Source organism: Butyrivibrio sp. CB08 (assembly GCF_003625485.1).
Lineage (GTDB): Bacteria > Bacillota > Clostridia > Lachnospirales > Lachnospiraceae > Butyrivibrio.
On sequence record NZ_RAIR01000003.1, the window covers coordinates 183,100 to 208,694 of the forward strand.

At 45.5% G+C, this 25,595-nt stretch carries 24 protein-coding genes and 8 tRNA genes; 19 read left to right on the forward strand and 13 right to left on the reverse strand.

The window, feature by feature from the left end; genetic code table 11:
• Positions 1-141: 141 nt before the first annotated feature.
• The 17 genes from D6855_RS07110 to D6855_RS07190 all read left to right on the forward strand — a co-directional run bounded on the left by D6855_RS07110 (position 142) and on the right by D6855_RS07190 (position 17,861).
• Positions 142-936, forward strand: a complete 795-nt coding sequence (locus D6855_RS07110) for an enoyl-CoA hydratase-related protein (RefSeq protein ID WP_120739488.1) — start codon at positions 142-144, stop codon at positions 934-936.
• Between the two features lie 19 nt (positions 937-955).
• Positions 956-1,831: a 3-hydroxyacyl-CoA dehydrogenase family protein gene (locus D6855_RS07115; protein WP_120739490.1), complete on the forward strand. Its 876-nt coding sequence runs from the start codon at positions 956-958 to the stop codon at positions 1,829-1,831.
• A gap of 35 nt (positions 1,832-1,866) precedes the next feature.
• The gene (locus tag D6855_RS07120; protein ID WP_120739491.1) at positions 1,867-3,027 is read left to right on the forward strand and encodes an acyl-CoA dehydrogenase; all 1,161 of its coding nucleotides are present in this window, start codon (positions 1,867-1,869) and stop codon (positions 3,025-3,027) included.
• A gap of 15 nt (positions 3,028-3,042) precedes the next feature.
• Positions 3,043-3,834, forward strand: a complete 792-nt coding sequence (locus D6855_RS07125; RefSeq protein ID WP_120739493.1) for an electron transfer flavoprotein subunit beta/FixA family protein — start codon at positions 3,043-3,045, stop codon at positions 3,832-3,834.
• Between the two features lie 27 nt (positions 3,835-3,861).
• Positions 3,862-4,911, forward strand: a complete 1,050-nt coding sequence (locus D6855_RS07130; RefSeq protein WP_120739495.1) for an electron transfer flavoprotein subunit alpha/FixB family protein — start codon at positions 3,862-3,864, stop codon at positions 4,909-4,911.
• Between the two features lie 141 nt (positions 4,912-5,052).
• A complete protein-coding gene (locus tag D6855_RS07135; RefSeq protein ID WP_120739497.1) occupies positions 5,053-8,001 on the forward strand; it encodes a family 78 glycoside hydrolase catalytic domain in 2,949 nt (982 codons plus the stop codon).
• Positions 8,002-8,035: 34 nt separating this feature from the next.
• The gene (mtnA, locus tag D6855_RS07140; protein ID WP_120739499.1) at positions 8,036-9,112 is read left to right on the forward strand and encodes an S-methyl-5-thioribose-1-phosphate isomerase; all 1,077 of its coding nucleotides are present in this window, start codon (positions 8,036-8,038) and stop codon (positions 9,110-9,112) included.
• Positions 9,113-9,258: 146 nt separating this feature from the next.
• Positions 9,259-10,269, forward strand: coding sequence for an energy-coupling factor ABC transporter permease (locus D6855_RS07145; protein WP_120739500.1), 1,011 nt, complete (start codon positions 9,259-9,261; stop codon positions 10,267-10,269).
• Between the two features lie 75 nt (positions 10,270-10,344).
• Positions 10,345-11,058 carry a cobalt ECF transporter T component CbiQ gene (gene cbiQ / locus D6855_RS07150; RefSeq protein WP_243111828.1) on the forward strand — a complete coding sequence of 238 codons (714 nt, stop codon included), beginning with the start codon at positions 10,345-10,347 and terminating at the stop codon, positions 11,056-11,058.
• A gap of 14 nt (positions 11,059-11,072) precedes the next feature.
• Positions 11,073-11,819, forward strand: coding sequence for an energy-coupling factor ABC transporter ATP-binding protein (locus D6855_RS07155; protein ID WP_120739504.1), 747 nt, complete (start codon positions 11,073-11,075; stop codon positions 11,817-11,819).
• Positions 11,820-11,964: 145 nt separating this feature from the next.
• Positions 11,965-13,143, forward strand: coding sequence for an acetyl-CoA C-acetyltransferase (locus D6855_RS07160; RefSeq protein WP_120739506.1), 1,179 nt, complete (start codon positions 11,965-11,967; stop codon positions 13,141-13,143).
• Positions 13,144-13,188: 45 nt separating this feature from the next.
• On the forward strand, positions 13,189-14,310 hold the full coding sequence (locus D6855_RS07165; RefSeq protein WP_120739508.1) for an HD domain-containing phosphohydrolase: 1,122 nt from the start codon (positions 13,189-13,191) through the stop codon (positions 14,308-14,310).
• Between the two features lie 70 nt (positions 14,311-14,380).
• Positions 14,381-14,454 (forward strand) — tRNA-Arg (locus tag D6855_RS07170).
• A 95-nt stretch (positions 14,455-14,549) separates the two neighbouring features.
• Positions 14,550-15,707: a THUMP domain-containing class I SAM-dependent RNA methyltransferase gene (locus tag D6855_RS07175; RefSeq protein ID WP_120739510.1), complete on the forward strand. Its 1,158-nt coding sequence runs from the start codon at positions 14,550-14,552 to the stop codon at positions 15,705-15,707.
• Positions 15,704-16,753, forward strand: a complete 1,050-nt coding sequence (locus tag D6855_RS07180; protein ID WP_120739512.1) for an N-acetylmuramoyl-L-alanine amidase — start codon at positions 15,704-15,706, stop codon at positions 16,751-16,753. Before D6855_RS07175 ends, D6855_RS07180 begins: the two co-directional genes overlap by 4 nt.
• Positions 16,750-17,382, forward strand: coding sequence for an RdgB/HAM1 family non-canonical purine NTP pyrophosphatase (gene rdgB, locus D6855_RS07185; protein WP_120739514.1), 633 nt, complete (start codon positions 16,750-16,752; stop codon positions 17,380-17,382). Before D6855_RS07180 ends, rdgB begins: the two co-directional genes overlap by 4 nt.
• Entirely contained in the window at positions 17,382-17,861 is a 480-nt protein-coding gene (locus tag D6855_RS07190; protein WP_120739516.1) for a metallophosphoesterase, read from the forward strand. The genes rdgB and D6855_RS07190 overlap by 1 nt, the downstream gene beginning before the upstream one ends.
• A gap of 173 nt (positions 17,862-18,034) precedes the next feature.
• On the opposite strand, the gene D6855_RS07195 is transcribed toward D6855_RS07190, so the two are convergent.
• Positions 18,035-19,162, reverse strand: coding sequence for a tyrosine-type recombinase/integrase (locus D6855_RS07195; RefSeq protein ID WP_120739518.1), 1,128 nt, complete (start codon positions 19,160-19,162; stop codon positions 18,035-18,037).
• Positions 19,163-19,281: 119 nt separating this feature from the next.
• Here D6855_RS07195 and D6855_RS07200 point away from each other — a divergent pair, with 119 nt between their 5' ends.
• Entirely contained in the window at positions 19,282-19,428 is a 147-nt protein-coding gene (locus D6855_RS07200) for a ribbon-helix-helix domain-containing protein (RefSeq protein ID WP_120739520.1), read from the forward strand.
• Here the strand turns inward: D6855_RS07200 and D6855_RS07205 are convergent, their stop codons facing one another.
• The 12 genes from D6855_RS07205 to D6855_RS07265 all read right to left on the reverse strand — a co-directional run bounded on the left by D6855_RS07205 (position 19,429) and on the right by D6855_RS07265 (position 24,057).
• On the reverse strand, positions 19,429-19,836 hold the full coding sequence (locus tag D6855_RS07205) for a hypothetical protein (protein ID WP_120739522.1): 408 nt from the start codon (positions 19,834-19,836) through the stop codon (positions 19,429-19,431).
• The gene (locus D6855_RS07210) at positions 19,833-20,210 is read right to left on the reverse strand and encodes a helix-turn-helix domain-containing protein (RefSeq protein ID WP_120739524.1); all 378 of its coding nucleotides are present in this window, start codon (positions 20,208-20,210) and stop codon (positions 19,833-19,835) included. The genes D6855_RS07205 and D6855_RS07210 overlap by 4 nt, the downstream gene beginning before the upstream one ends.
• Positions 20,211-20,356: 146 nt before the next feature.
• Positions 20,357-21,055 carry a hypothetical protein gene (locus D6855_RS07215; RefSeq protein ID WP_120739526.1) on the reverse strand — a complete coding sequence of 233 codons (699 nt, stop codon included), beginning with the start codon at positions 21,053-21,055 and terminating at the stop codon, positions 20,357-20,359.
• A 384-nt stretch (positions 21,056-21,439) separates the two neighbouring features.
• Entirely contained in the window at positions 21,440-22,561 is a 1,122-nt protein-coding gene (locus D6855_RS07225; RefSeq protein WP_147368128.1) for an AAA family ATPase, read from the reverse strand.
• An 80-nt stretch (positions 22,562-22,641) separates the two neighbouring features.
• On the reverse strand, positions 22,642-22,845 hold the full coding sequence (locus D6855_RS07230) for a DUF6462 family protein (RefSeq protein WP_120739532.1): 204 nt from the start codon (positions 22,843-22,845) through the stop codon (positions 22,642-22,644).
• Positions 22,846-23,274: 429 nt separating this feature from the next.
• A tRNA-Leu gene (locus D6855_RS07235) sits at positions 23,275-23,354 on the reverse strand.
• A gap of 44 nt (positions 23,355-23,398) precedes the next feature.
• A tRNA-Lys gene (locus tag D6855_RS07240) sits at positions 23,399-23,471 on the reverse strand.
• A 60-nt stretch (positions 23,472-23,531) separates the two neighbouring features.
• Positions 23,532-23,603: transfer RNA gene (locus tag D6855_RS07245), tRNA-Gln, on the reverse strand.
• A gap of 44 nt (positions 23,604-23,647) precedes the next feature.
• Positions 23,648-23,721 (reverse strand) — tRNA-His (locus tag D6855_RS07250).
• Positions 23,722-23,808: 87 nt separating this feature from the next.
• A tRNA-Arg gene (locus D6855_RS07255) sits at positions 23,809-23,882 on the reverse strand.
• 5 nt (positions 23,883-23,887) lie between these two features.
• Positions 23,888-23,958: transfer RNA gene (locus D6855_RS07260), tRNA-Gly, on the reverse strand.
• Positions 23,959-23,982: 24 nt separating this feature from the next.
• Positions 23,983-24,057, reverse strand: a tRNA-Pro gene (locus tag D6855_RS07265).
• Between the two features lie 133 nt (positions 24,058-24,190).
• Here D6855_RS07265 and D6855_RS07270 point away from each other — a divergent pair.
• Positions 24,191-25,549 carry an MATE family efflux transporter gene (locus D6855_RS07270; protein WP_120739534.1) on the forward strand — a complete coding sequence of 453 codons (1,359 nt, stop codon included), beginning with the start codon at positions 24,191-24,193 and terminating at the stop codon, positions 25,547-25,549.
• The last annotated feature ends 46 nt before the right edge of the window (positions 25,550-25,595 follow it).

The window sequence follows — 25,595 nt, forward strand, 5'->3', positions numbered from 1 at the left end:
ACAGACTGCTTTAGCTTGAAGACATAACGGACATGAGGAAGTAGGCCGACAGGCCGGATTCCGAATGCCCGCAGCATGACGGGAGCGAAGCGGAGTCATGCGTTTATTACGGATGAAAATAAATCATTTAGGAGGCATACAATGGGTTTTGTAAATACTGAAGTAAAAGAGAAGATCGCAGTGATCACTATCAACAGACCAGAGGCCCTGAACGCACTTAACTCTCAGGTTCTTGATGACCTTGATGCAGCTTTTGCAGGTCTTGATCTTGAGGTAGTAAGAGCAGTAGTTCTTACAGGTGCTGGCGAGAAGTCTTTCGTTGCTGGCGCTGATATCGGAGAGATGAGCACACTTTCTAAGGCTGAGGGTGAGGCTTTTGGTAAGAAGGGTAACGACATCTTCCGTAAGATCGAGCAGTTCCCTGTTCCAGTAATCGCTGCAATCAACGGATTTGCACTTGGCGGTGGATGTGAGATCTCAATGAGCTGTGATATCCGCATCTGCTCAGACAACGCTATGTTTGGTCAGCCAGAGGTTGGTCTTGGAATCACTCCTGGATTTGGCGGAACACAGAGACTGGCTCGTCTTATCGGCGACGGAATGGCTAAGCAGCTTATCTACACAGCTAAGAATATCAAGGCTGACGAGGCTCTTAGAATTGGTCTTGTTAATGCAGTATATCCACAGGAAGAGCTCCTTGCAGCTGCTGAGAAGATGGCTAATCAGATCGCAGCTAATGCACCTATCGCAGTTCGTGCTTGCAAGAAAGCAATCAATGATGGCCGTCAGGTTAACATCGATGAGGCTCTTGTGATCGAAGAAAAGCTCTTTGGTTCATGCTTCGAGTCAGAGGATCAGAGAGAGGGTATGGCTAACTTCCTCAGGAAGAAAGACGACCCAGCAAAAGTAAAAGTTGTAGATTTTAAGAATAAATAATACTTAGGAGGAATTGAAAATGAAGGTAGCTGTTATTGGCGCAGGTACAATGGGATCAGGTATTGCTCAGACATTTGCTCAGGCTGAGTCCGTAGAGAAGGTTTATCTTTGCGATATCAAGACTGAGTTTGCTGAGGGCGGCTTTGCTAAGATCAAGAAGGGTCTTGATAAGCAGGTTGCTAAGGGAAAGAAAACTCAGGAGGAAGCTGACAAGATCACTGGCAAGATCCAGACAGGTCTTAACGACATCTGTGCAGATGCAGATCTCGTAGTTGAGGCTGCTCTTGAGGTTATGGACATCAAGAAGAATCTTTTCAAGGAGCTTCAGGACAACATCGTTAAGAATCCTGATTGCATCTTTGCATCAAACACATCATCTCTTTCAATCACAGAGATCGGTTCAGGCCTTGCAAAGCCTATCATCGGTATGCACTTCTTCAACCCAGCTCCTGTTATGAAGCTCATCGAGGTTATCCAGGGTGCAAACACTCCTGATGACATGGTTGAGAAGATCAAGAAGATCTCAGTAGATCTTGGCAAGACACCTGTTCAGGTTAACGAGGCAGCTGGATTCGTTGTTAACAGAATCCTCGTTCCACTTATCAACGAAGGTATCTTCGTATATTCAGAGGGTATTTCAGATATCGAGGGTATCGATACAGCTATGAAGCTTGGATGTAACCATCCTATGGGACCTCTTGAGCTTGGTGACTACGTTGGTCTTGATATCGTTCTTGCTATCATGGACGTTCTCTACACAGAGACCGGAGACTCCAAGTATCGCGCTTGCCCTCTTCTTCGTAAGATGGTTAGAGGTAAGAAGCTCGGCGTTAAGACAGGAATCGGCTTCTACAATTACGCAGACGGAAACAAGGTTCCAACTGATAAGCAGTAATTATCAATTTAAAGAATAATACGGAGGAAATAATAATGGATTTTCAGCTTGATCAGCAACATGAAATGGCGAGAGCTCTTTTCAGAGAATTTGCAGAAAAAGAAGTTAAGCCAAATGCTATAGAGGTTGATGAGACAGAGGTTTTCCCTATGGAGACCGTTAAGAAGATGCAGAAGTACGGTTTCATGGGTATTCCAATTCCTAAGGAGTACGGCGGACAGGGTTGCGACCCTCTTACATACGTTATGTGTGTAGAGGAGCTCGCTAAGGTATGTGGCACTACATCAGTTATCGTATCTGCACACACATCACTTTGCTGCGATCCTATCCTTACATATGGAACAGAGGAGCAGAAGCAGAAATATCTCGTTCCTCTTGCAAAGGGCGAGAAGCTCGGTGCTTTCGGTCTTACTGAGCCTATGGCTGGTACAGACGCTCAGGGCGTTCAGACCAAGGCTGTTCTTACAGAGGACGGAAAAGAGTGGATCCTCAACGGATCAAAGTGCTTTATCACAAACGGTGAAGTAGCTGATGTTTATATCATCATCGCTTACACAGATATCGTAGAAGACAAGAAGGGCAGAAAGCAGAAGAAGTTCTCAGCATTCATCGTTGAGAAGGGAACACCTGGCTTCACCTTCGGAACAAAAGAGAACAAGATGGGTATCCGTGGTTCTTCTACATATGAACTTATTTTCCAGGATTGCCACATTCCTGCAGAGAACCTTCTTGGTGCTCGCGGAAAGGGCTTCCCTATCGCTATGCACACACTGGATGGCGGACGTATCGGTATCGCTGCACAGGCTCTCGGTATTGCAGAAGGCGCACTTGACAGAACTGTTGAGTACGTAAAAGAGAGAAAGCAGTTCGGACGTGCTATCGGCCAGTTCCAGAACACACAGTTCCAGCTTGCTAACATGGCAACAAAGTGCGAAGCTGCTAAGCTTCTTGTTTACGCAGCTGCTGATGCCAAGAAGAAGTCAGACCGCTACTCAGTAGAGGCTGCTAAGGCTAAGCTTTTCGCAGCAGAGGTTGCAATGGATGTTACAACTAAGGCTGTTCAGCTTCACGGTGGTTATGGTTACATCAGAGAGTACGAAGTAGAGAGAATGATGCGTGATGCTAAGATCACAGAGATCTACGAGGGTACATCTGAAGTTCAGAGAATGGTTATTTCTGGCGATTTACTTAAATAATAAAGGAGAATGAACATGAAAGTTGTAGTTTGCATTAAGCAGGTCCCTGATACAAAGGGCGGCGTTAAGTTCAAACCCGATGGAACATTGGATAGAGGTGCAATGCTTGCTATCATGAATCCTGATGACAAGGCAGGTCTTGAGGCAGCACTTAGATTAAAAGATCAGTACGGCGCAGAAGTTTCCGTTCTTACAATGGGACTTCCAAAGGCTGATGCAGTACTTAGAGAAGCAATCGCTATGGGCGCAGACAATGCTTATCTTGTAACAGACAGAGTACTCGGCGGCGCAGATACATGGGCAACTTCTTCTACAATTGCAGGAGCTCTCAGAAACCTTCAGTATGATCTCATCATCACAGGCCGTCAGGCTATCGATGGAGATACAGCTCAGGTTGGTCCTCAGATTTCTGAGCACCTTGGAATTCCTGTAATCTCTTATGCAGAAGAGATCAATGTTGATGAGAAGGCTGGAACTGTAGAAGTTAAGAGACAGTTCGAAGACAGATATCACATCGTTAAGGCTAAGATGCCTTGCCTTATCACAGCACTTTCAGAGCTCAACGAACCCAGATATATGACTCCTGGCGGAATCTTCGATGCATTCGAAAAGGAAGTTACAGTTTGGGGAAGACCAGATCTTAAAGACGTTGATGATTCTAATCTCGGTCTTAAGGGCTCACCTACACAGATCGCAAAGGCTTCAGACAAGGTTAAGAAGGGACAGGGCGAGAAGGTTGCTCCTGATTCACCTGATGAGGCAGTTGACTACATCGTAGGCAAGCTCAAAGAGAAGCACGTAATCTAAATTTTCGAATAGTAAAGGAGAAGAGTCATGTCTTTAGAAGAATATAAAGGTGTATTTATATTTGCTCAGCAGGTAGATAATGAACTTTCAAGTATCGCCCTTGAGCTTCTGGGCAAAGCAAAGAGTCTTGCAGAAGACCTCGATGAGAAAAAAGTAACTGCAGTATTACTTGGTAGCGGTGTTGGCAGCCTTGTTGACAAGCTCGCTGAGTATGGTGCAGACAGAGTAATCGTAGTTGATGATCCTGAACTTAAGGATTACAGAACAGAGCCTTACACACACGCTCTTGCATCTGTTATCAATGAGTACAAGCCTGAGATCCTTCTCGTTGGCGCAACAGCTATCGGAAGAGACCTTGGTCCTAGAGTATCATCAAGAGTACACACTGGACTTACAGCTGACTGTACACAGCTTGATATCGGTGACTTCCCTCTTGAGCCTAAGGAAGGCGTAGAGCAGAAGCACAAACAGCTCCTTATGACACGTCCTGCATTTGGTGGTAACACAATCGCTACTATCGCTTGCCCAGACTTCCGTCCTCAGATGGCTACAGTTCGTCCAGGCGTTATGCAGAAGATCGATCCTATTAAGGGTGCTAAGGCAGAGGTTGTTGAGTACAATCCTGGATTTACCAAGAACGACTGCTACACAGAGATCGTTAAGATTGTAAAAGAGACTTCAGCTGTTGCTGATATCCAGGCTGCTAAGATCCTTGTATCTGGCGGACGTGGAGTTGGCTCACCTGAGAACTTCAAGCTTCTTGATGAGCTTGCAGAGGTTCTTAACGGAACAGTTTCCTGCTCACGTGCAGTTGTAGATTCTGGCTGGAAGCCAAAGGATCTCCAGGTTGGACAGACAGGTAAGACAGTTCGTCCTGCTCTTTACTTCGCAATCGGTATTTCTGGAGCTATCCAGCACGTTGCAGGTATGGAAGAGTCAGACATCATCATCGCTATCAACAAGGATGAGAATGCTCCTATCTTTGATGTAGCTGATTATGGTATCGTTGGCGATCTCAACAAGGTTGTTCCTGCTCTTACAAAGAGACTTAAGGAAGAGCTTGCAGCTAAGGGCTGATAATCCTTAGAAAATCCATAATGAATTTAAGGCCGGTGTCAGGTTTCTGACGCCGGCTTTTTCATGTCCTTCAATTCCCTAAAAAACGTGGTTTCGTGCTATAATGCTTATGTTGCTTAGAAAAAACGAGGTAAGGATTTAGTGGATCATAATAAATTCAGATCAATTATATATAGTGCGTTTTCGCTAGCTCTTGGCGCTACGCTTCTTTCAGGGTGCGGCGATTCTGCAGGGAAGGAACCTGATCAGGCTGTCTTTGACGAGGCTGTGGCAGGAGCTCATTTTCTTAGCGCACCAGGTAATGAGGACGAAAGCACTGCGGATAATATCACTGATTTTGTGGCCACCTGCAGGATAATTTCCGAGGGAGAAACTGGCTATATTGTCCTTGGAGATAAGACTGGAGAGTATGGTAATCTCCTTTTGGTTGGAGCAGGTGCTTTTGCAGATTCAGACGCAGTTACAGTTAAGACCTGCCTGGGAGGCGTCCTTAGCGAGACCTATTCTGTAGAGATGGAGCCCCAGGAAGATGCTGAAGGGAAAAGAGCTTTCGACATCTCTGTAAGTGTCTCAGGTGGCAAAGCGAATATAACTGTAGATGGAAAAGAGTATGATCCTGTTGATACACCATTCACATCCCTTGGCTGCGTTGGAACCTATGTGGATCGTGGTCTTGCAATAGCTTACATGGATGACCTTGAAGTTACAGCAGGTGGCGAGACCATTTTTGCTGACGATTTTGACGGTAACTTTGTAAATACTCTTCATGAATATAACTATTCAAACGAACAGGACAGTGTTTTTTCTCCCTACTTTATCAAGAGGGAGGACTTTGATGGCAATAACGCCCTTATTATAACCACAGGATTTCTTTTATCAGAGACAGAAAAAGACTGCGCTCCGATATTTAAAAAGGAGTTTGAGGCAAAGGCTGGAAAGATAGAGAGCGCCTACCTTTGTATGACATCTCTTGGAAGCTTTGAAGCTACCATCAATTCACAGAAGGTGACGGATCACTTTTTTGATCCTGGTAAAATGCTCTATGATCATGAGCTTTACTATGTTACCTACGATGTTACGGACCTTATCAAGGAACAGAACGAGCTTAAGATAGCTCTTTTCCATGGTTTCTATGACAGAGGTGTGGGATTTATTGATGTGGGTGGTATCTGGGGAAAAGAGCTGGCGGTAAAAGGCGCACTTATCATAAATTACAAGGGTGGTAAGAGCGAGGTGATTCCTACAGATGACAGTTTTCTTGTATGTGATGATACCAGGTACAGAGAAAATGACATGTACCGCGGCGAGATGATCGATGACCGCTTCGATACTGATGAGGCAGAGTGGACCAATGCTCAGGTGGATCACGTAGATAGCTGGATGCAGGACATTCCCTGTGTGGCCAAGGAAAATGAGCCTATAACAGCTTATAAGACAATCTCTCCGATCGGAGTAACAGAGCCTGTTCCGGGACATTTTGTATATGACTTTGGAGAAAACCTGGCTGGAACGATTCGCCTTGATATGTCAAAGTTTGAGGGCTTTGGAGCCGGTGAAGGACAGGTCATTACCTTCAGATATGGTGAGTTTCTTAATACAGACAGTCTCATTAACAGCGACGGACCAGCTGGAACAGTATGGACAAGAAATCTTCAGACGGCCATCAGCACCGACTACTACGTGTTTGGAGATGGCAAAGACAGACCGGATGAGGTGACTTTCTCCCATACCTATCACGGATTCAGATACCTGGAAGTTACAGGTTCAGATACAGCTATCCCGCAGGATGCCATAAGTGTCCTTGCACTTTCATCGGACCTTGAGGAAACAGGTGAGTTTACCTGCTCCAATGAGACTATAAACCAGTACTATGAGAACTCAGTAAGGAGCCTTCGTTCCAACCTGATGGACTGCCCTACAGACTGCGCCCAGAGGGATGAGAGACTTGGATGGGCGGGAGATGCCCAGCTGGTTTCAGGCTTTGCAATGTATCAGTTCGATACCAGCAGGCTCTATCAGAAATATGTAAAAGAGCTTCAGGCAAAACAAAGGGATGATGGTAAGAGCTACGACATAGCTCCTTCAAATACAGTATTTGGCGGACACAGCTGCTGGGGAGATGCCATAGTCACTATTCCCTGGAATCTGTACCTGCAGTATGGGGATAAAGAGATCCTGGCACAGAATGTAGAACCTGCCTCAAAGTGGGTGGATTATCTTGCTGAGAATTCTGAGGACTATCTCTTTTCGTCTGATGGATATGGAGATCACCTGTCCATGCAGAGCCTTCCTGAGGAAGTGACAGATACAGCGTGGTGCGCCCATTCCGCAAGGCTTGTATCTAAGATGTACACAGCCCTTGGGGATGACGAGAAGGCTACAAAATACGCAGAAATAACTGACCACTTCACTCAGAAGTGGCAGGAAACATATATAAGGGATGATGCTTCTGTGGAGGCTGGAATCCTGTATCCTGACTATGAGACAGAGACGGCTTACTCCCTGGGCCTTTCTTTTGAACTGTTCCCCGAGGATATGAGGCAGGCAGCAGCTGACAGATTAAGGATCCTTAGTGAATACGGTGGATATCTCTTTTACCCTGGATACTCCGGAATGTCATTCTATCTGCCTTCCCTTTGTGAGTACGGTCATGGAGGCACTGCGGTACAGGTGATGACAAACACGGCGCCTGGAGGCCTTGCCCACCCGCTTTCCATGGGGCTTACCACCAACCCTGAGTCTGTTGACGCCTTCAGATACAACGATGATGGAGATTATTACATTGGTGGTTCCCTGAACCATGCGGCATATTCAAGTGTGAGCCAGGCTTGTTACGAGTACATCCTTGGAATTCAGACAGATGAGACAGCGCCTGGATTTGAGCACTTCTATGTAAGACCTTTGATGACAGAGGGAATAGCAAGTGCATCCGGCTCTTATGAGAGCGTTCGCGGTAAGATAAGCGTAAGCTGGAACAGCGATGAGCGCTCCATAACAGTGGAGGTTCCAAAGGGTACTACCTGCACGGTAGTCCTTCCTGGGGGCGAAACCAATGAAGTAACCGAAGGACAGCACAGTTTCAACTGGTGATATACAAATAGCATTTGATAGGAGATTGATACATATGAAGACTATATTGGATTACGAGACAGTAGCCCTGGTGGATGAGGATGACGCCATTGAGATCATCGACCAGACCCTGCTTCCTGGCAGAATAGAGATCATAAGGCTTCACACAGCAAAAGAGATATGGGATGCGATCTACCTTCTTCAGGTCCGCGGAGCCCCAGCCATCGGCGTAACAGCGGGCTTTGGCCTCTACCTTCTTATGAAGCACTCACAGGCGGGAACTTTTGAGGAATTTATGAAGGAACTTAGGGAAAAGAGTGACTACCTGAATTCATCAAGACCTACAGCAGTTAATCTCTCCTGGGCGTTAAAGCGTATGGAGGCCCATGTGGTGGAGACAGCCGGCAGCTCTTTTGACCGCGCAGCTGTTATAGATGAGATGAGGGCAGAATCTGAGAGGATCAAAGCTGAAGATATCGATGTCTGCAGAAGGATTGGAGAGAACGGCCTTACCCTTATCAAGGACGGGGACGGACTTCTGACTCACTGTAACGCTGGACAGCTTGCTACCTGCAAGTATGGAACAGCCACAGCTCCAATGTATCTTGCCCACGAGAAGGGCTGGAACATCAAGGTTTACTGCGATGAGACAAGACCACTTCTCCAGGGAGCGAGACTTACTGCTTTTGAGCTGCACTCAGCAGGTATAGATACAACGCTTCTTTGCGACAACATGTCAGCTTCACTTATGAAGACAGGAGCAATCAATGCCATATTTGTTGGCTGTGATAGGGTTGCAGCTAACGGCGATGCGGCCAATAAGATCGGAACCAGCATGGTAGCTACAGTTGCAAAGCGCTACAACGTGCCATTTTATGTATGCGCGCCAACTTCTACCATCGATATAAACACAGCGACAGGTAACGACATCAACATCGAGCAGAGAAAGAGCGAGGAAGTTACCGAGATGTGGTACAGCGAGAGGATGGCGCCAGAGGGAGTTAAGGTTTATAACCCTGCCTTCGATGTCACAGATAATGAGCTGATCACAGGTATTGTTACGGAGTACGGAGTACTCAGGGCACCATACGACAAGGCGATAAAAGAGCTTTTTGAGAAAAAGAACGCATAAAAGTTGTGCTTTTGCATAAATAGAACCCCCTGGGGGGCTTGTGGGCCATAGGCACTTTCCATATACTCATTATTGAATATGCTACATGATAGAAAAATACTGAATTGTAGCAAAACTAAACGTAATGTTTTGGGAGGATAGTTTTTATGCATATGGCAGACGCCCTTGTGGCACCAGCAGTAGCTGGAACAATGTACATACTATCAACTGCAGCAGCAGGTGTATCCGTTGCTGAAGTCAGAAAGGAAAATAATCCTGAGAAGATCCCTGTAATGGGTGTTATGGGAGCATTTGTATTTGCAACTCAGATGTTGAACTTCACCATTCCTGGAACAGGTTCTTCAGGACATCTTTGCGGAGGCATGATGCTTTCAGCACTTCTTGGCCCATGGGCTGGATTCCTTACAATGATAGGAGTACTGCTGGTTCAGGGATTATTATTTGCAGACGGAGGACTTCTGGCCCTTGGCTGTAACGTCTGGAACATGGCATTTTACGGGTGTTTTGTGGGAGCGCTTCTGATCTGGAAGCCTATCATGAAGAAAGGAGCTTCCAAGGCGAAGATCATCCTCGCATCGATACTGGGATGTGTATTGACCTTGCAGCTTGGCGCATTCTCGGTTACACTTGAAACACTTATTTCAGGTATTACAGAGCTTCCATTCTCTGTATTTGTGGCAACAATGCAGCCTATCCACCTTGCTATCGGTTTTGTAGAGGGTCTTATCACAGCAGCAGTTCTCTGCTTTGTACATGAGGCAAGACCATCACTTCTCTGGGGCGTAGGAGAGGCAACAGATAAAAACGAAGGTAAGCTTACTTTCAAGAACACAATAATTGTACTTGCAGTAGTAGCAGCAATCTGCGGCGGAATCGTATCTCTTTTCGCTTCAGCATTCCCAGACGGCCTTGAGTGGTCAATGGAGCAGGTTGCAGGAACAGCAGAGCTTGAGGCAGCAGGCGGAGCATACGACGCAGCAGCTGGCATTCAGGAGGCAACATCACTTCTTCCTGACTATGCATTTAAGGGCAGTGAGTCAGCAGTTGGAACGAGCTTTTCTGGAATCGTAGGAGCACTGGTAGTTGTGCTCATTACAGTCGGTGCCTGCTACGCATTTAAGTTCTTCAAGAAAAATAGCGAGAGTAAAGCGGCGTAGTATTTAGTGAACCAGATAGACAGTAATTTACAGGAACTTCATAGATTACAGACTCTGCAGCAGCGCTCCCATTGGATGAACAGGCTTCATCCAGTGGGGAAGCTGCTTGTTTGCGTTTTTTACATACTTGTTGTGACATCTTTTGATAAGTATGCTTTGGACAAGCTGATCCTGATGGCTGTTTTCCCGATCTTTGGGTTTGTTGTGGGAGAGCTGTCCATAAAAGAGGGGCTTTACAGGATGAGGCTGATTCTGCCCCTGGTGCTGTTTGTGGGAATATTCAATCCATTTTTCGATCGGAACGTTCTCTTTTCCATAGGAGAAGGAACTGCCCATGAGATAGCAGTGACGGGTGGCGTGATATCCATGCTGACACTGATGCTGAAGGGCTTCTATGCGGTGCTCTCAGCGTACATCCTCATTGCCACCACATCCATCGAGGAGATCTGCTATGGACTAAGAGCGATACATGTTCCCAAAATAATCGTCATAGTGATCATGCTGATCTACAGGTACTTTGGACTTATGGGCAATGAGGCTAACAGGATAATGACGGCCTACATGCTAAGGGCGCCAAAGCAAAAGGGCATCCACTACAGGGCTTGGGGAAGCCTTGTGGGACAGTGGCTTCTTCGCAGCATGGACAGGGCAAGCGCTGTATACGAGAGCATGACGCTTCGAGGATTTAACGGGGATTTCAGGGTGAAAAGAAAAGGCGTAAACCCGATAGATGTTCTCTATCCGGCTGCCTGGATCCTCATGTTCGTTTTCATTAGGTACATTTATTGAGAAAGGGACTATAGATGCACACTGGAATAAATGGTGAAGTATTGAAAATAGAAGACCTGCACTTTTCCTATGAGAAGGGCGAAGAGGTGCTCTGCGGGGTGAATCTGACTGCCAAGGACGGTGAGAGCATTGGAATAATCGGAGCTAACGGGATTGGAAAGTCCACTCTCATGAAGCTTCTTGTGGGACTGAGGCTCGATTACACCGGAACTCTGGAGGTTGCAGGACATCCTGTAAACAAGGAAAATCTGAACCACATAAGAGAGCACATCGGATATGTGTTCCAGGATTCAGACAGCCAGCTGTTTTTATCAACGGTTGAGGAGGATGTGGCATTTGGACCACAGAACTACGGCCTTTCTGACGAAGAGGTGGAGAGGAGAGTTTCTGAGGCTCTTGAAAAGGTCCACATGACGGAGCTTAGAAAGCGCCACAACTACAACCTCTCCGGCGGTGAGAAGAAGCTTGCATCCATAGCAACAATCCTTTCCATGGAGCCAGACATTATCATCATGGATGAGCCTTCAATTGCTCTGGACCCCAGAAACCGCAGGAACCTCATAGGGATCCTCAACGAGATAAAGGCCCTTAAGATAGTTACTTCCCATGATCTTGATTTCATCCTGGATACCTGTGAGAGGGTGGTGCTTCTTGACGAGGGCAGGATACTAGCCGATGGCGATGCTAAAGAGATTCTCAGGGATAAAGAGCTTTTGGAGAGCCACGGACTTGAACTTCCCCTTTCTCTATCAAGGGGATAAAGTATTAAATGTTGATAAACAATTAACACTAATGCGTTGAGAACGATGTATTAAAATGATAAAATAAAGAGGTATCGTGAAAGTGTGTCCTTTCTGAGATATCTCGATTATAATAGAAAGAAAAAGTTAAAAGCTGGAGGATAAAATGGCTAGAAAAGTAGTACTTGCAGGTGCATGCAGAACAGCGATCGGAACAATGGGAGGAGCTCTTAGTACAACTCCTGCTCCTGTTCTTGGAGGTATCGTAATAAAGGAAGCATTAAACAGAGCTGGGATAAAGCCTGAACAGGTTGATGAAGTATATATGGGATGCGTTATCCAGGCAGGACTTGGACAGAATGCCGCAAGACAGGCATCTATCAATGCAGGTATCCCTGTTGAGGTTCCTGCTACAACTATAAATGTTCTTTGCGGTTCAGGACTGCACAGTGTAAACCTTGCAGCCAAGCTGGTTGCAGTGGGCGATGCAGACATTATCGTTGCAGGTGGTATGGAGAATATGTCAATGGCTCCTTACCTTGTAAAGCAGGGCCGTTATGGATACCGTATGGGTACTGGCGCACTTGAGGATGCCCTGATTCATGATGGTCTTACAGATGCTTTTGGCGGATATCACATGGGTATCACAGCTGAGAACATTGCAGAGCAGTGGCATCTCACAAGACAGCAGCTGGACGAGTTTGCTGCATGGTCTCAGAACAAGGCTGAAAAGGCCATTGCAGAGGGTAAGTTTAAGGACGAGATCGTTCCTGTAGAGGTTAAGAAAAAGAAAGAGACTATTATTTTTGATACAGATGAAGGCCCAAGAAGTGGTGTTACCGTAGAGGGCATCTCACATCTTAAGCCAGCATTCAAGAAGGATGGCGTTGTAACAGCAGCAAATTCTTCTGGAATCAATGATGCGGCTTCTGCCATCATCGTAATGAGCGAAGAAAAGGCAAAGGAGCTCGGTGTTAAGCCTATGGCGACCTGGATCGCAGGTGCGCTTGCAGGTGTTGAGCCAAGCATCATGGGAATCGGCCCAGTAGCAGCAACTCAGAAGGTTATGAAAAAAGCTGGCTACTCAATTGGTGACTTTGATCTTATTGAGGCTAATGAAGCCTTTGCAGCCCAGTCAATTGCTGTTCAGCATGACCTGGGATTTAGTAATGAAGTCCTTAACGTAAACGGCGGAGCTATCGCTCTTGGACATCCTGTTGGATGCTCAGGAAACAGAATTCTTGTATCTCTTCTTTATGAGATGCAGAGAAGAGACGCAAAGAAGGGACTTGCTACTCTTTGCGTAGGCGGTGGAATGGGCTGTGCCGCTATAGTTGAACGCTGATAAATATCTTTTTCCTAAAGACTGGTAATGCAAAGTGGAGGTCATATGGCTGATCGCTCAATACTAATTGTTGATGACAACGAGATCAACAGAGGAATCTTAGGAGAAATCTTCAAAGATAAGTACAATATCCTGGAGGCTGAAAACGGCGTCGAGGCTATCAAGATGATGGAGCAGAACGAGGGCAAGCTTGCTGCTGTTCTGCTGGACATTGTCATGCCCGAGATGGACGGATATGCAGTTCTTGAGGAGATGGAAAAGAGGGATAACCTAAACGACCGTATCCCTGTCCTTATGATCACTGCGGATACCTCAACTGAGGCTGAGCGTAACAGTTATCAGAAGGGTGCTTCCGACGTTATCCATAAGCCCTTTGACCCTGTCATTGTAGACAGGCGTGTTGCCAGAAACGTGGAGCTCTTTGATCACAAGAATCACCTTGAGGACAAGGTTGATGATCAGACAAGAGTTCTTAAAAAGCAGTTCATGTATCTGAAGAAACAGGAAGAGAAGCTTCGCGACAGCAATGAGAAGGTCATCGACACCATTGCTACTATCGTCGAGTTCAGAAACATGGAGTCCGGATACCACCTTAAGAGGATCAAGGGATTTGTAAGGATCCTTGCTCTTACTGCAATGAACAACTATCCGGAGCTTGGACTTAATGCCCAGAACATTGAGGTCATTACCCAGGCTTCAGCCATGCATGATATAGGTAAGATTTCCGTTCCTGACTCAATCCTTCTTAAGCCGGGACGTCTTACAAACGAGGAATTTGAAGTTATGAAATCTCACACCACAAGAGGGTGCGAGGTTATTGAGATGTTAAAAGATATTCAGGACAAGGAGTACTACGACATGTGCCTGGATATCTGTAGACATCATCATGAAAGATATGACGGAAGAGGCTATCCTGACGGACTTAAGGGCGAAGAGAACTCCATCGGTGCTCAGCTCACAGCACTGGCGGACGTTTATGATGCCCTGGTAAGTGACCGTGTTTATAAGTCTGCTTATCCTCTGGACAGAGCCTATGAGATGATCAAAGACGGCGAGTGCGGTGTCTTTTCAGAGAAACTCATGGCCTGCTTTGAATTTGCAAGACCAGATATGGAAAAACTTGTGGCTGAGACCAAGGCTGCTGAGAAGGCAGAGAAGGAAGAATAAAAATAATTCTTATTCTTGACAAAGCAACAAGCGTTTACTATAATGTTCTTTGTTGCCGCATTAGGCACATGTGCGTGTAGCTCAGCTGGATAGAGCGTCTGGCTACGGACCAGAAGGTCGTGGGTTCGAATCCTGTCACGCACACTGATTAAGCAGTGATTACATTTTTGTAGTCGCTGCTTTTTTGATGTCACTGATAGTATTGCCATGGTTATATTTAGTTTTGTATAATGAGCTGTATGATGAAGTTTGAACTGATCGCACCATGCCATTTTGGCCTGGAGGCGGTACTAAAAAAAGAAATTATTGACCTCGGATACGACATTACCGAGGTGGCAGACGGCCGTGTTACCTTTGCTGGTGATCCGGACGCTGTTTGTCGTGCAAATATTGGCCTTCGTAGCGCCGAGAGGATACTTATCAAGGTTGGAAGCTTCCACGCTGAGAGCTTTGAGGATCTTTTCCAGGGCACCAAGTCACTTCCATGGGAGGAGTTCATCCCCATTAACGGAAGGTTCTGGGTCAAGAAGGCAAGTAGCGTTAAGAGCAAGCTCTTTTCCCCATCTGATATCCAGTCCATCATGAAAAAAGCCATGGTGGAGAGGATGAAGCAGTGCTACCACACTGACTGGTTCAAGGAAGATGGCGAGGATTATCCTGTAAGGGTGTTCCTCATGAAGGACGAGGTAACGGTAGCTCTTGATACCACTGGAGATTCCCTCCACAAGAGAGGCTACAGGAAGCTGGAGTCCAAGGCTCCCATTGCGGAGAACCTGGCTGCGGCTCTTATAACTCTGACTCCATGGCATGCAGACAGGATCCTGGTGGACCCATTCTGCGGAAGTGGAACTATTCCCATTGAGGCAGCTATGATGGCGGCGCACATCGCTCCTGGCATGAACAGGAACTTTACCGCTGAGAGCTGGACCCATCTTATTACAAAAGAGAACTGGGCAGACGTTAGGGATGAAGCCAGGGATGAGATCTTAACAGACGTAGACGTGGATATTCAGGGGTACGATCTTGATCCCGAGATGATAGAGATAGCAAGGATCAACGCAAGGAAGGCTGGCGTTGAGAACATGATACATTTCCAGGCAAGAGATATCGCAGATCTTTCTCACAGGAAGAAGTACGGCTTTATCATAACCAACCCTCCTTATGGAGAGAGGATCGGGGATAAAGATCTTTTGCCAAATCTCTACAGGACCATAGGCGAGAGGTACAAGGCGCTGGATTCCTGGTCAATGTACCTTATCACAGGCTATGAGGATGCTGAGAAATACATAGGCAGAAAGGCCGACAAGAACAGAAAGATATACAACGGAATGCTTAAGACCTACTTCTATCAGTTTATGGGTCCTAAGCCGCCAAGGAGACGGGACAGCGAACAATGACCAATGAACAGATGAAAAGAGTCGCTATCAAGGCCTCGGTTTTCGCGGCGATTTCCATATCCCTTATGCTCTACAGGTCAGCTACCAAGCACATCATGATCACTGATGCGGCAGGAGCGCCGGTAGACAGAGAAGGAAGCGAAAAGTCCTACACGCTTTTGATAGACGACAACGTTCCACAGGGCAAGGAGGATGCACTTATCATCCCGCTGCCAAGGAGCGTAAGTTCTGACAATCTCATATTGGAAGACAGATATACGGATCATGAGCTTCGTATCTACATAGACAGCAGGGAAGAGGGATTCTATCTGGATAATCCGGTGGTGACAGGGCTTGACCTATTAGAGAGCGCCGTGTGCATCAATGAGAATGACACAGGCAGTGTATGCCTTGATTTTAAGCTTGATGATCTGTACGTTAACGAGAGTGCACTTACGGAGAACAGCACCATTGAGGTGAGATTCTATGAGCCGAAGGATAAATTTGATCACGTGGTAGTGGTCGATCCTGAGGGCGGCGGAGAGAGCCATGGAAATAGTTCCCCGGATCTTATGGAAAAGAGTATCACTCTGGATACAGCTCTTTTGCTAAAGAGCGTCGCAGACAAAGACTCAGAGCACAACATTAAGCTGTACTTTACAAGACTTACAGACAGCGATGTGGCCCTGGAGCAGAGAAAGGCTCTCATCGAGGATTCCCATGCTGATCTGGTGGTAGAGCTGTCTGTAGATGGCGGTGATGATTCCTGGAATGGAATGTCTTCTTATTATAATGACAAGTTCTTTTTACGAAGGCTCTCCAATGCTGAGTTTGCAGATGCGCTCCTTAAGGGGTGTGCAGATAAGGGAGTGGGAGAGATTCTTGGAGTATTTCCTGAAAAAAGGGAAGGGCTTTTAGAGGTTTGTCCTGTTCCTGCAGCCAGGATCAGTCTTGGCAAGATTTCCGGAGATAATGATAAAGAAAAGCTGGCTAGTCCGGCATATCAGTCCAAGGTGGCAGAGGGTATCTACGATGGCATTTTGGATGCGTTAGAGGTGATGGAATGAGAATAGTATTTGCTACTGGCAATAAGGATAAAATGAGGGAGATCCGCGAGATTTTAGGCGGTCTTGACGCTGAGATCCTTTCCATGAAGGAAGCGGGAGTTTTTGAGGATGTGGTGGAAGATGGAACCACTTTTGCAGAGAATGCAGCCATCAAGGCATCTGCAATCTACAAGCTCCTTGAGGAAAAGGACCCTGATATGGCAGGGCAGACCGTTGTTCTTGCTGATGACTCGGGTCTTGAGGTCGACTATCTTGGGGGCGAGCCAGGAATCTACTCAGCAAGATACCTTGGAAAAGACACTCCATATTCTGAGAAAAACAGGATCATTATAGAGAGACTTGCTGGGGCTGAAGGCGAAGAGAGAAGTGCAAGATTCGTGTGCGCCATTGCAGCATGTCTTCCAGGAGGTAAGATGCTTTCAACCATTGGTAAGATGGAGGGAAGGATTGGATTTGAGATCGCTGGAGAGAATGGTTTCGGATATGACCCTATCTTCTTTTTACCGGAGTATGGCAAGACCAGCGCAGAGATATCTCCTGAAGAAAAGAATGCCATAAGCCACAGGGGCAAGGCTCTTCGTGAGATGGCAGGGCTCCTTGAGGAAGCTTTTAAAGGTGGAAATATTTAATGCACAAGTACTTGGTTGTGAGTGATACTCACGGACACGATAAAAACTTTTATGATGTTCTGGATCTGGAGGAGCCATTGGATGGAATAATCCACTGTGGGGATTTTGAGGGCTCTGAAGGGAAGTTTGCCCTGGCAGCAGACTGTCCGGTGTACTTTGTTTCAGGCAACAATGATTTCTTTTCAGACCTGAGCAGAGAGCTTGAATTTGAGATCGACGGATTTAGGGCTTTTCTGACCCATGGACACCATTATCTGGTCTCCATGGACCTGGAGAACATTAAAGCAGAAGGCATCGCCAGAGGGGCTAAAATGGTGTTTTTTGGCCATACCCACAGACCCGTGGCCAAAAACCTTGATGGGATTTATCTTTTTAACCCTGGAAGCCTGTCATATCCAAGGCAGGAGGGCAGAAGACCAAGTTACATTATCCTAAGTATTGATGGGGATGATGTCTCCTACGAGATCAAATATCTGTAAGAGCCCGAGATGAGGGTGAATAAAGGAAATATAAAAGGCTGCTTGTGATCACTCACAAACAGCCTATTTTGCGCCCTCTAGCGCTATCCTGCGGATAACAGGACTAAAACCTGCAATCCGCATGAACAGGAGGATTGCTACTTGACTAATACCATTTTCAATACCACTTCTCTTTAAATCGCAATATTGATTGCATCCATTTCCTGCTTTTTTGTATTCTCTAAACAATGTCCGTAAAGGCTCATTGTGATATTGAAATTGCTGTGTCCTAGTATCTCCTGCAAAGTCTTAGGGTTCATGCCACTTTCAATGGCTCTAGTGGCGAACGTAGCACGAAACGCGTGCATAGTGAATGGCTCAATGCCTGCATCTTTGCAGATTCTCTTTATTTCTCTATCTATAGGGGTTGCCATCAATAAGCCACCTTCCACAGCCTTGAAAAGCTGATTGTCCATTGATACCACATTACCATTTATCAGCCTATCAAGCTCCTTCTGTTCTGTGATGATGGTCTTTATCTGCTCGTTCATAGGGATTATGCGCTTGCCTGCCTCTGTCTTGGCATCATCACCGATGATGTATGCACCCGATTCTGTCCTAGTAATAGTGCGCTCGATGTGGATAGTACCATTGTGAATGTCTGAATTTTTCAGAGCACCAATCTCACCGATTCTCATTCCTGTATTGATTGCCATACGGAAAACATTGTAATAATAACTGTTCTTGCATCTTTCACAGCTAAAGAACGCTTTAGTTTCCTCGATGCTCAAAGCTCTGTGGTGGGTATCTCTAGCACGTTCCTCTGTTCTTTTGAGATTCTGTAACTGTAGGCAGGGGTTGTATTCAATCAATCTTGCCTTGTAAGCATCAGAGAAAATGTGCTTTAGCAAAGCCATGTAATCATTGACTGTCTGTGATTTTCTTCCAGTCTTTAGCTCTGCCTGCAAAGCAATTAGAATCTCTATGTCCACATCTTTAATCTTGAGTTCACCAAAGCAAACGCCTGCAAGCCCCTGCATTTTAATCTTGCTCATCACTCCGAAAAACTTGTCTTGTGTGCGGATAGTAGCCTCTGAAACTTTGTCTTTTCTGTAGCTCATCCATCTTTCGTAGTACTCTGAAACTGTGGGATTATCCTGCTTTTCAAGTCCGCGCTCGACTTCCTCGCGCTTTGCCTGCTCCTTTTCGGTCAGTTCCTTTTCACTGTGTCCGTACACGATAAACTGCTTGCTTACGCCTTTTACCTTAATTCTGAATTTCTTTTGTAATAAGCCATCTGCTCTCTTTGTTCTTCTTGCCATCGTTTTATCTCCTTGTTATCATTTATTTGTGTTGTTTCGTCTAGTTCCATGTGGTGCTATCACCATGATAGCACTTCTGATTAGCGCGCACAAGTTTACTCATGTAAGAGGGATTCATAATGATAGGTAAAGACAAAGAGCGTGTGAATTTCACAATATCCAAAGAGGACAAGGAAAAGCTCTCACAGATTGCAGAACGTGAAAGCCGCACCCTGTCCAATACAATCAATGTTGCAATCAAGGAGTATATCAAGAAACACTCTTAATCAGCTATTCATCCGCACCCCTCTAGGAGTGGTGGATTTATGGCAGATTCTCTGTTGTCTTTGGTAGTCTGCCTCTCGCTGTGCTCTTGCTTTAGGAGAGTTGTATTCTGCAATACGCGCATCAAAGTAGGATTCTACTTCTTTGACTGTTGCCCTGTGCTCTGCATCTGTCGGAGGCTTTGGTCTGCGATTTAACTGAAAGTGCAGGCATCCTAAAACATATCCGTTCACAGTTTCTAGTGCATCTCGCTCTGTACCAAGGTATCTACAGTAAGCATCTTTTTCCTCATCCGTAAGCTCATCATAATAAGCACCCGAATCAATGAATTTCAGAATAGCTCCCACATCCTCACTGGATGTTATCTCTGTTTTCATGGCTTGTAGTCTACGCCTCAAAGCTCTGCTCATGTGGTATCACCTCTTTCCTTTATGAGGTTTTCCAGTTCCTCCACACGTTCTAGAATATCAGCCTGTTCTAGCATCTTGAGAGTACTGCGGATTATACAATCAGCCGCGTTAAGCCTTATCTGTTGCGCTGTGTCTGCATCCTTCATTATCTCCGCGATAACATCACAGGCATCCACAAGGTTGCTCTGCATCTTTGCTGTGGCGGCTTTGAGCAGGTCAGACTTTGCGCTACGATATAGCTCTTTGAAATTCTCCTTTTTCATGCGTGAGTATAGGGTCTTTATCTGTACTCCTAAACAATCAGCCGCCGCTTTAATCGTTCCGCACTCTATCAGAGCCGCGACAATTTCCTCATCCTTTAGCCTCTTAGCCATATCATCACCACCTTGTCAGAATCAGCCACACCAAGTTAGTTATCACTAGAGCTGATGCAAGAAACACATTAGCTATCCACAACCTCTTAATAGTTCGCTCAAGCCTTGCACCCCATGCCTCACAGGATGCAAAGCTAACCATGTTTTTATGCGTTGTCATAATGCCACACTTCCTCTGTGTTCACAGCATCTCTGAAACTGTCTAAATCAGTAACGCCGCCCATAAAAGTAAGAGCATCATTCTCGCTGATAAAATCTCTGTCCACAGCAAAGCTATAGAGAGCCTGTGGGTCATAGTCTGCGCCGTGAATGTTCCTGCGTAAGAGCATTTCCTGTCTGCTATCACATCTATCTAGAGCACATAAGCGTTTTGCACTTTCCTCTAAACTGTTGATATGGTTTAAGATACTGTCTGTACTCTCTGCACCAAAGCGCACGCCCATCACATCGTTTTTCTTTGCAATCTCATCAAGGATAGACAAGCCTACTGGACAATTCCTTAATGTGCGTGATGCCTGCTCTAGTTCATCCTTGCCGATGTTGTCGCGCATCTTGAGAGCCTGTAAGAGTGCAAGCTCCTCCGATGTTGGTGCTGTCATTGTCCTGCTCTTGGCTGTCTTTCGCATCTCATCAATGATAGTCAGAAATGCTGTGAGGCGTTCGTTCTGAAATGCCGCTATAGCATCCTTACGCCTGTGTTCAATCGAATCCCTGTCCTTGTCGTAGCCTGCACTACCTCTGTACTTGTCAATCTTGGCAAGCTCTGCATCGTACTTGTCGTTAATCTCGTTTAATCCTTTTCTATACTTCATTGTTAAATCGTAAAACTGTTTTGTTCTGTTCATAGTTCCCCTCCTAGTTTTTGTAATAGTTTTTTATGACTAGAGAATCGACTTTGACCTCAAAGACCGACTTTGTTGATTCTAGAGGCTCAAACCCACATTCTCTCATGACTTCTTGAAATTCAGTATCGCTTGAGTAAATACCTGTCATGCGTTGAAACATGTGCTTTAACACGTAAGAATCAGCTTGTTTCCTAGTCATATCTGATAAGTATTTTCTTATCCATCCCACGCAAGCAAGCCGCTCGCGTTCATCCATGAATTTCTCCATTTTCCTTTAGCTCCTGTACCTCTGAAAACTCTGATATCTCTGATAGAATCAGAATAATCAGAGATATCAGAGATAAAATATAGATACTATAAGTCTTAGTATTTATCCGTTTTCTATCAGAGTTTTTCAAACTTGTGTATAGTTCCGTTTCCATTCTTTATCTGCTTGTATCTTATGCCCGATATAGATAACAGACGGATGATGCTCACAGAAAAGGTGTTTCTGTTTATCTTTCCGATAATCTGTGGGAGCTTGTTTGAGGTGTTGTAATCTAATAGCTCTTTACCAGTTCCGCTCCACTTGCCACCCTCCGCATTATCTATCAGATGCTTAACTGTGATGACGAGCGGATTGTTTGCGGCTTCATACTCATCATTCGTTCCGCAGTATCGCCATCGTGGGAAATCATCTTCAATAGCAAACTTTTGTAATGCAAGCCGCCTGCCTTGCACAGAAAAGGTGTGAGCACCTGTTTCTTGATTCTTGTAAAGCAACATCTCTCCATGAACTGTGGCGGAGATAACGTAAGAGCCTGCACCCGAACCGATTGTTTCTATAGTTCCTTTTCTCTTGGTATGTGAAACGTGATGAGCAACCACTAGAGCAATCTTGTATTGAGCCGCCAAGCGATTAAGTGTAAGCACATCCCTACGTTCTGTATCTGTGAAGTCCTCACCTTTTCGCCGCTTACTTCTTATCACACCAAACACATCAATCAAAATTATCTGAATGTCGGGATGCTTGCTCAAGTTCTCCTCTATAAGCTCTGTCAGTTCTCCGCCCTCAAGTGTGGGAGGAGAGTAGTCGAAATCCTCCAAGGTAGCAAAGTACAGATTTTCGGGCGGCTCATCGTAATTCAGAAACAGCTTTAATCTGCTCTCGAAGTCCAGTCGCTCATCTTCCAAAGCTAGATATAGAACGCTAGTCTTTACACATCGTTTTCCCATGAATAATCCACCTTTACAAAGAGCTAGTGCCATCTGCATGAGCAATCTTGATTTACCCTCTTTAGGTGGACTATTCAACATGTAATGTCCGTTTGATAGTATCTGTGGAATAAAGAAAAATGGCTCGTTCACATCCTCAAGGTCAATATCTTTTACAGAATTGCAGACTATTGGAGGTGCTTGCGCTCCATCATCTAACGCTCTTGTGATTACATACCTCAACTGATTTTCATTGAGAGGATGCTTTTGCATTGAGTTCTCAAGTTTGACCTGTGCTAATACTGAATCCATATCATGGTGATATTTCCACAGTAACTTGCGCGTTAGCTGATAAATAAATTTCTCGTTTTCATCCAAGCATCTCACCACCCTTATCCTGCGATAGAATCAAGATAAGCCTTTATCTTGCCTGTGTTGTAAAGCACCCTTTTTCCAATCTTCATGCGTGCTCCTGCTGATTTTGCAATTTCCTCTGCTGTCTGTCTTCCACAGGATAGAGCTTGCATGAGTTGTGGCATATCAAGCGATAAGGTGTCACACAGCAAAGTTCCGTCTTGTCTTCTTGTTGGATTCATTTTATCCACCTCCATTTTTGTAGTTTTAGACAAATAAAAAAGCCACAGTGCACAAACAATCTGTGCTCCTGTGGCATCCTTAATCCGTGTTATGTTCTTTGTTACTTATCACTTACATCTTAATGTAGTAATGCACAGATATACAAGAGGCGGCAATAAAGTTCTCTATTCTGCACAAACAAAAGTCCAAGACGTCAAAATGATTTTTAAATTTTCTTAAATTTCTATGTGCATTTTGCACACCCCAGTATTTATCTGCATTAACTACACCTTTTTGTACTACCAAAACTAATACCACTTAGCTCAAAAACAGGGTGAAAAGACGAAATTAGACGAAATGAGATAGTGCTGTGTGAACGTTCAATAATCCGCATGGTTGACAATAAAAAAGGCTCTCCGTGTATCAACACGAAAAGCCTTAAAATGTACTGCGGATAACAGGACTTGAACCTGCACGGTCGCCCACTGGAACCTAAATCCAGCGCGTCTGCCAATTCCGCCATATCCGCCTATAAGAAAATCCCTGATTCCTTGCGGAATAGGGATCTTGCAATGAGACACGGGGGATTCGAACCCCCGACAACTTGATTAAAAGTCAAGTGCTCTACCACCTGAGCTAGTATCCCATATAGATGGATGATGTTTCACCCAATAAAAATGCGGCTCAAAAAAATCTCAGCCGTTAGCAGGGCTAGCCGGATTCGAACCGTCGTATGCAGCAGTCAAAGTGCTGTGCCTTACCGCTTGGCGATAGCCCTGTATGCCTAACAATAGGATCCACAGTAAAAAACTCTGCTCGTAGGGTGGCTAGAGGGACTCGAACCCTCGGTCTCCAGAACCACAATCTGGCGCGTTAACCAACTACGCTATAGCCACCATATTAGTGTTTTATACAAAAAATAGCATTCATGCAATTACTTGCAGAAATGCTATTGCAAGTGCTTAGCAACTGTATAAAACTAATGTGCCCGAAGGGATTCGAACCCCCGACCCACGGCTTAGAAGGCCGTTGCTCTATCCAGCTGAGCTACGGACACATGAGAGCGGGTGATGGGAATCGAACCCACGTATCCAGCTTGGAAGGCTGGTGTTCTACCATTGAACTACACCCGCGTACGGTAATAATCCTTAAAAAAGTCGGGGTGACAGGATTCGAACCTGCGACCCCCTGCTCCCAAAGCAGGTGCTCTAGCCAAGCTGAGCCACACCCCGTTGATCTTAGTTACAAAGGCTAAAACCGTAACGCAAGAGATATTATATAATGGTCGGTCATGGATTGTCAACACGTTTTTTATCTTTTTTTTAATGTGCCGCAAACGCCCGTAAATAGAGTATAATCATCATTATGAAGAAAGTAAATATCACAGAAGGCCCCATTTGGAAAAACATGCTGGCTTATTTTTCAGCATTACTTTTGGGAGCCTTTTTCCAACAATTCTACAATACAATAGATGCGGTCATAGTGGGCAGAGCTGTCAGCAGTGATGCTCTTGGCGCTGTGGGCGGATCAGCTGCCACAGTGGTATCTCTTTTCCTGGGATTCTTCCTGGGATTGTCCTCTGGAGCTACCGTTGTCATATCCCAATTCTATGGTGCAGTTAATAAAGAGGCTGTTGAGAAGGCTGTTCACACGGCTCTGGCACTGGCTCTTGTGGGAGGTGCCATTATTACGGCGATAGGATACGCTATTTCGCCCTGGGTCATCGGAGTTATGAAGACACCTGTTGAGCAGTCTGAAGCGGCTACATTGTACCTTAGAATCTATTTTTTGGGTATGATCCCGAATCTGGTCTACAATATGGGAGCCGGAATACTAAGAGCCGTAGGAGACTCCAAGAGGCCTCTGATAGTCCTTATCGTCAGCTGTTTTGTGAACATATTCTTTGACGTGCTGTTTGTCATAACCCTTGGAATGGGCAAGAGAGGTGATAAATACGGTGTTATTGCCGTTGCAGTAGCAACTATCCTCTGTCAGCTGATAAGCGCTGTTATCGTAATAATCATGCTGATGAGATCAAGGGATATGCACAGACTCTATCTTAAGCGGATCAGGTTTGATATGCCGATGCTTGGAAGGATCATAAGGATCGGGCTTCCGGCAGGTTTTCAGACCACTATGTACACCTTATCCAACATGCTGATACAGGCTGCCATCAATGGCTTTGGTAAGGATGCAGCGGCTGCGTGGGCTGCCTATGGCAAGATAGATGTGCTTTTCTGGATGACGCAGAACAGCCTGGGAACAGCTATCACCACCTTTGCAGGGCAGAACTTTGGCGCAGGCAGAAACGACAGAGTGCGTAAGTGCGTTAAGCAGGGATTTATCATCTCTGTTGCGATCACCATTCCGCTTACGATACTTTTGATTATCTACGGAGAATTCCTTCTTAAGATATTCGTAACCAACGAGGCGGTAATCGCTATAGGATACCAGATGATAAAGTTCCTTGCTCCTTTCTATATCACATACATTGGAGTTGAGGTCTTTACCGGAACCCTAAGAGGTCTTGGAGATGCCCTTCGTCCTATGTTTATCACTTTAAGTGGTATCTGTGTTTTGAGGGTTTGCTGGATACTGTTTGCATTCCCATTTAATCCGACCATCGAGATGGTTGAGACCAGCTATCCTATTACCTGGATCACCACATCGACACTGTTTGCGATCTACTATTCATACTATGTAAGAAAAAATAATATCCGGTGATTTTCGGAGTAAAAAGAAAGCCGAGGGTTTGAATCCCTCGGCTTTT

Coding starts and splice junctions, on each gene's coding strand:
- D6855_RS07110 (WP_120739488.1), top strand. CDS start 142: ATGGGTTTTGTAAATACTGAAGTAAAAGAGAAGATCGCAGTGATCACT.
- rdgB (WP_120739514.1), top strand. CDS start 16,750: ATGAGAATAGTATTTGCTACTGGCAATAAGGATAAAATGAGGGAGATC.
- D6855_RS07205 (WP_120739522.1), bottom strand. CDS start 19,836: ATGAGCAGAGCTTTGAGGCGTAGACTACAAGCCATGAAAACAGAGATA.
- D6855_RS07195 (WP_120739518.1), bottom strand. CDS start 19,162: ATGGCAAGAAGAACAAAGAGAGCAGATGGCTTATTACAAAAGAAATTC.
- D6855_RS07230 (WP_120739532.1), bottom strand. CDS start 22,845: ATGAATCCAACAAGAAGACAAGACGGAACTTTGCTGTGTGACACCTTA.
- D6855_RS07145 (WP_120739500.1), top strand. CDS start 9,259: ATGCATATGGCAGACGCCCTTGTGGCACCAGCAGTAGCTGGAACAATG.
- D6855_RS07200 (WP_120739520.1), top strand. CDS start 19,282: ATGATAGGTAAAGACAAAGAGCGTGTGAATTTCACAATATCCAAAGAG.
- D6855_RS07130 (WP_120739495.1), top strand. CDS start 3,862: ATGTCTTTAGAAGAATATAAAGGTGTATTTATATTTGCTCAGCAGGTA.
- D6855_RS07210 (WP_120739524.1), bottom strand. CDS start 20,210: ATGGCTAAGAGGCTAAAGGATGAGGAAATTGTCGCGGCTCTGATAGAG.
- D6855_RS07165 (WP_120739508.1), top strand. CDS start 13,189: ATGGCTGATCGCTCAATACTAATTGTTGATGACAACGAGATCAACAGA.
- D6855_RS07160 (WP_120739506.1), top strand. CDS start 11,965: ATGGCTAGAAAAGTAGTACTTGCAGGTGCATGCAGAACAGCGATCGGA.
- D6855_RS07115 (WP_120739490.1), top strand. CDS start 956: ATGAAGGTAGCTGTTATTGGCGCAGGTACAATGGGATCAGGTATTGCT.
- D6855_RS07190 (WP_120739516.1), top strand. CDS start 17,382: ATGCACAAGTACTTGGTTGTGAGTGATACTCACGGACACGATAAAAAC.
- D6855_RS07180 (WP_120739512.1), top strand. CDS start 15,704: ATGACCAATGAACAGATGAAAAGAGTCGCTATCAAGGCCTCGGTTTTC.
- D6855_RS07225 (WP_147368128.1), bottom strand. CDS start 22,561: ATGGATTCAGTATTAGCACAGGTCAAACTTGAGAACTCAATGCAAAAG.
- cbiQ (WP_243111828.1), top strand. CDS start 10,345: ATGAACAGGCTTCATCCAGTGGGGAAGCTGCTTGTTTGCGTTTTTTAC.
- D6855_RS07175 (WP_120739510.1), top strand. CDS start 14,550: ATGATGAAGTTTGAACTGATCGCACCATGCCATTTTGGCCTGGAGGCG.
- mtnA (WP_120739499.1), top strand. CDS start 8,036: ATGAAGACTATATTGGATTACGAGACAGTAGCCCTGGTGGATGAGGAT.
- D6855_RS07215 (WP_120739526.1), bottom strand. CDS start 21,055: ATGAACAGAACAAAACAGTTTTACGATTTAACAATGAAGTATAGAAAA.
- D6855_RS07270 (WP_120739534.1), top strand. CDS start 24,191: ATGAAGAAAGTAAATATCACAGAAGGCCCCATTTGGAAAAACATGCTG.
- D6855_RS07125 (WP_120739493.1), top strand. CDS start 3,043: ATGAAAGTTGTAGTTTGCATTAAGCAGGTCCCTGATACAAAGGGCGGC.
- D6855_RS07120 (WP_120739491.1), top strand. CDS start 1,867: ATGGATTTTCAGCTTGATCAGCAACATGAAATGGCGAGAGCTCTTTTC.
- D6855_RS07155 (WP_120739504.1), top strand. CDS start 11,073: ATGCACACTGGAATAAATGGTGAAGTATTGAAAATAGAAGACCTGCAC.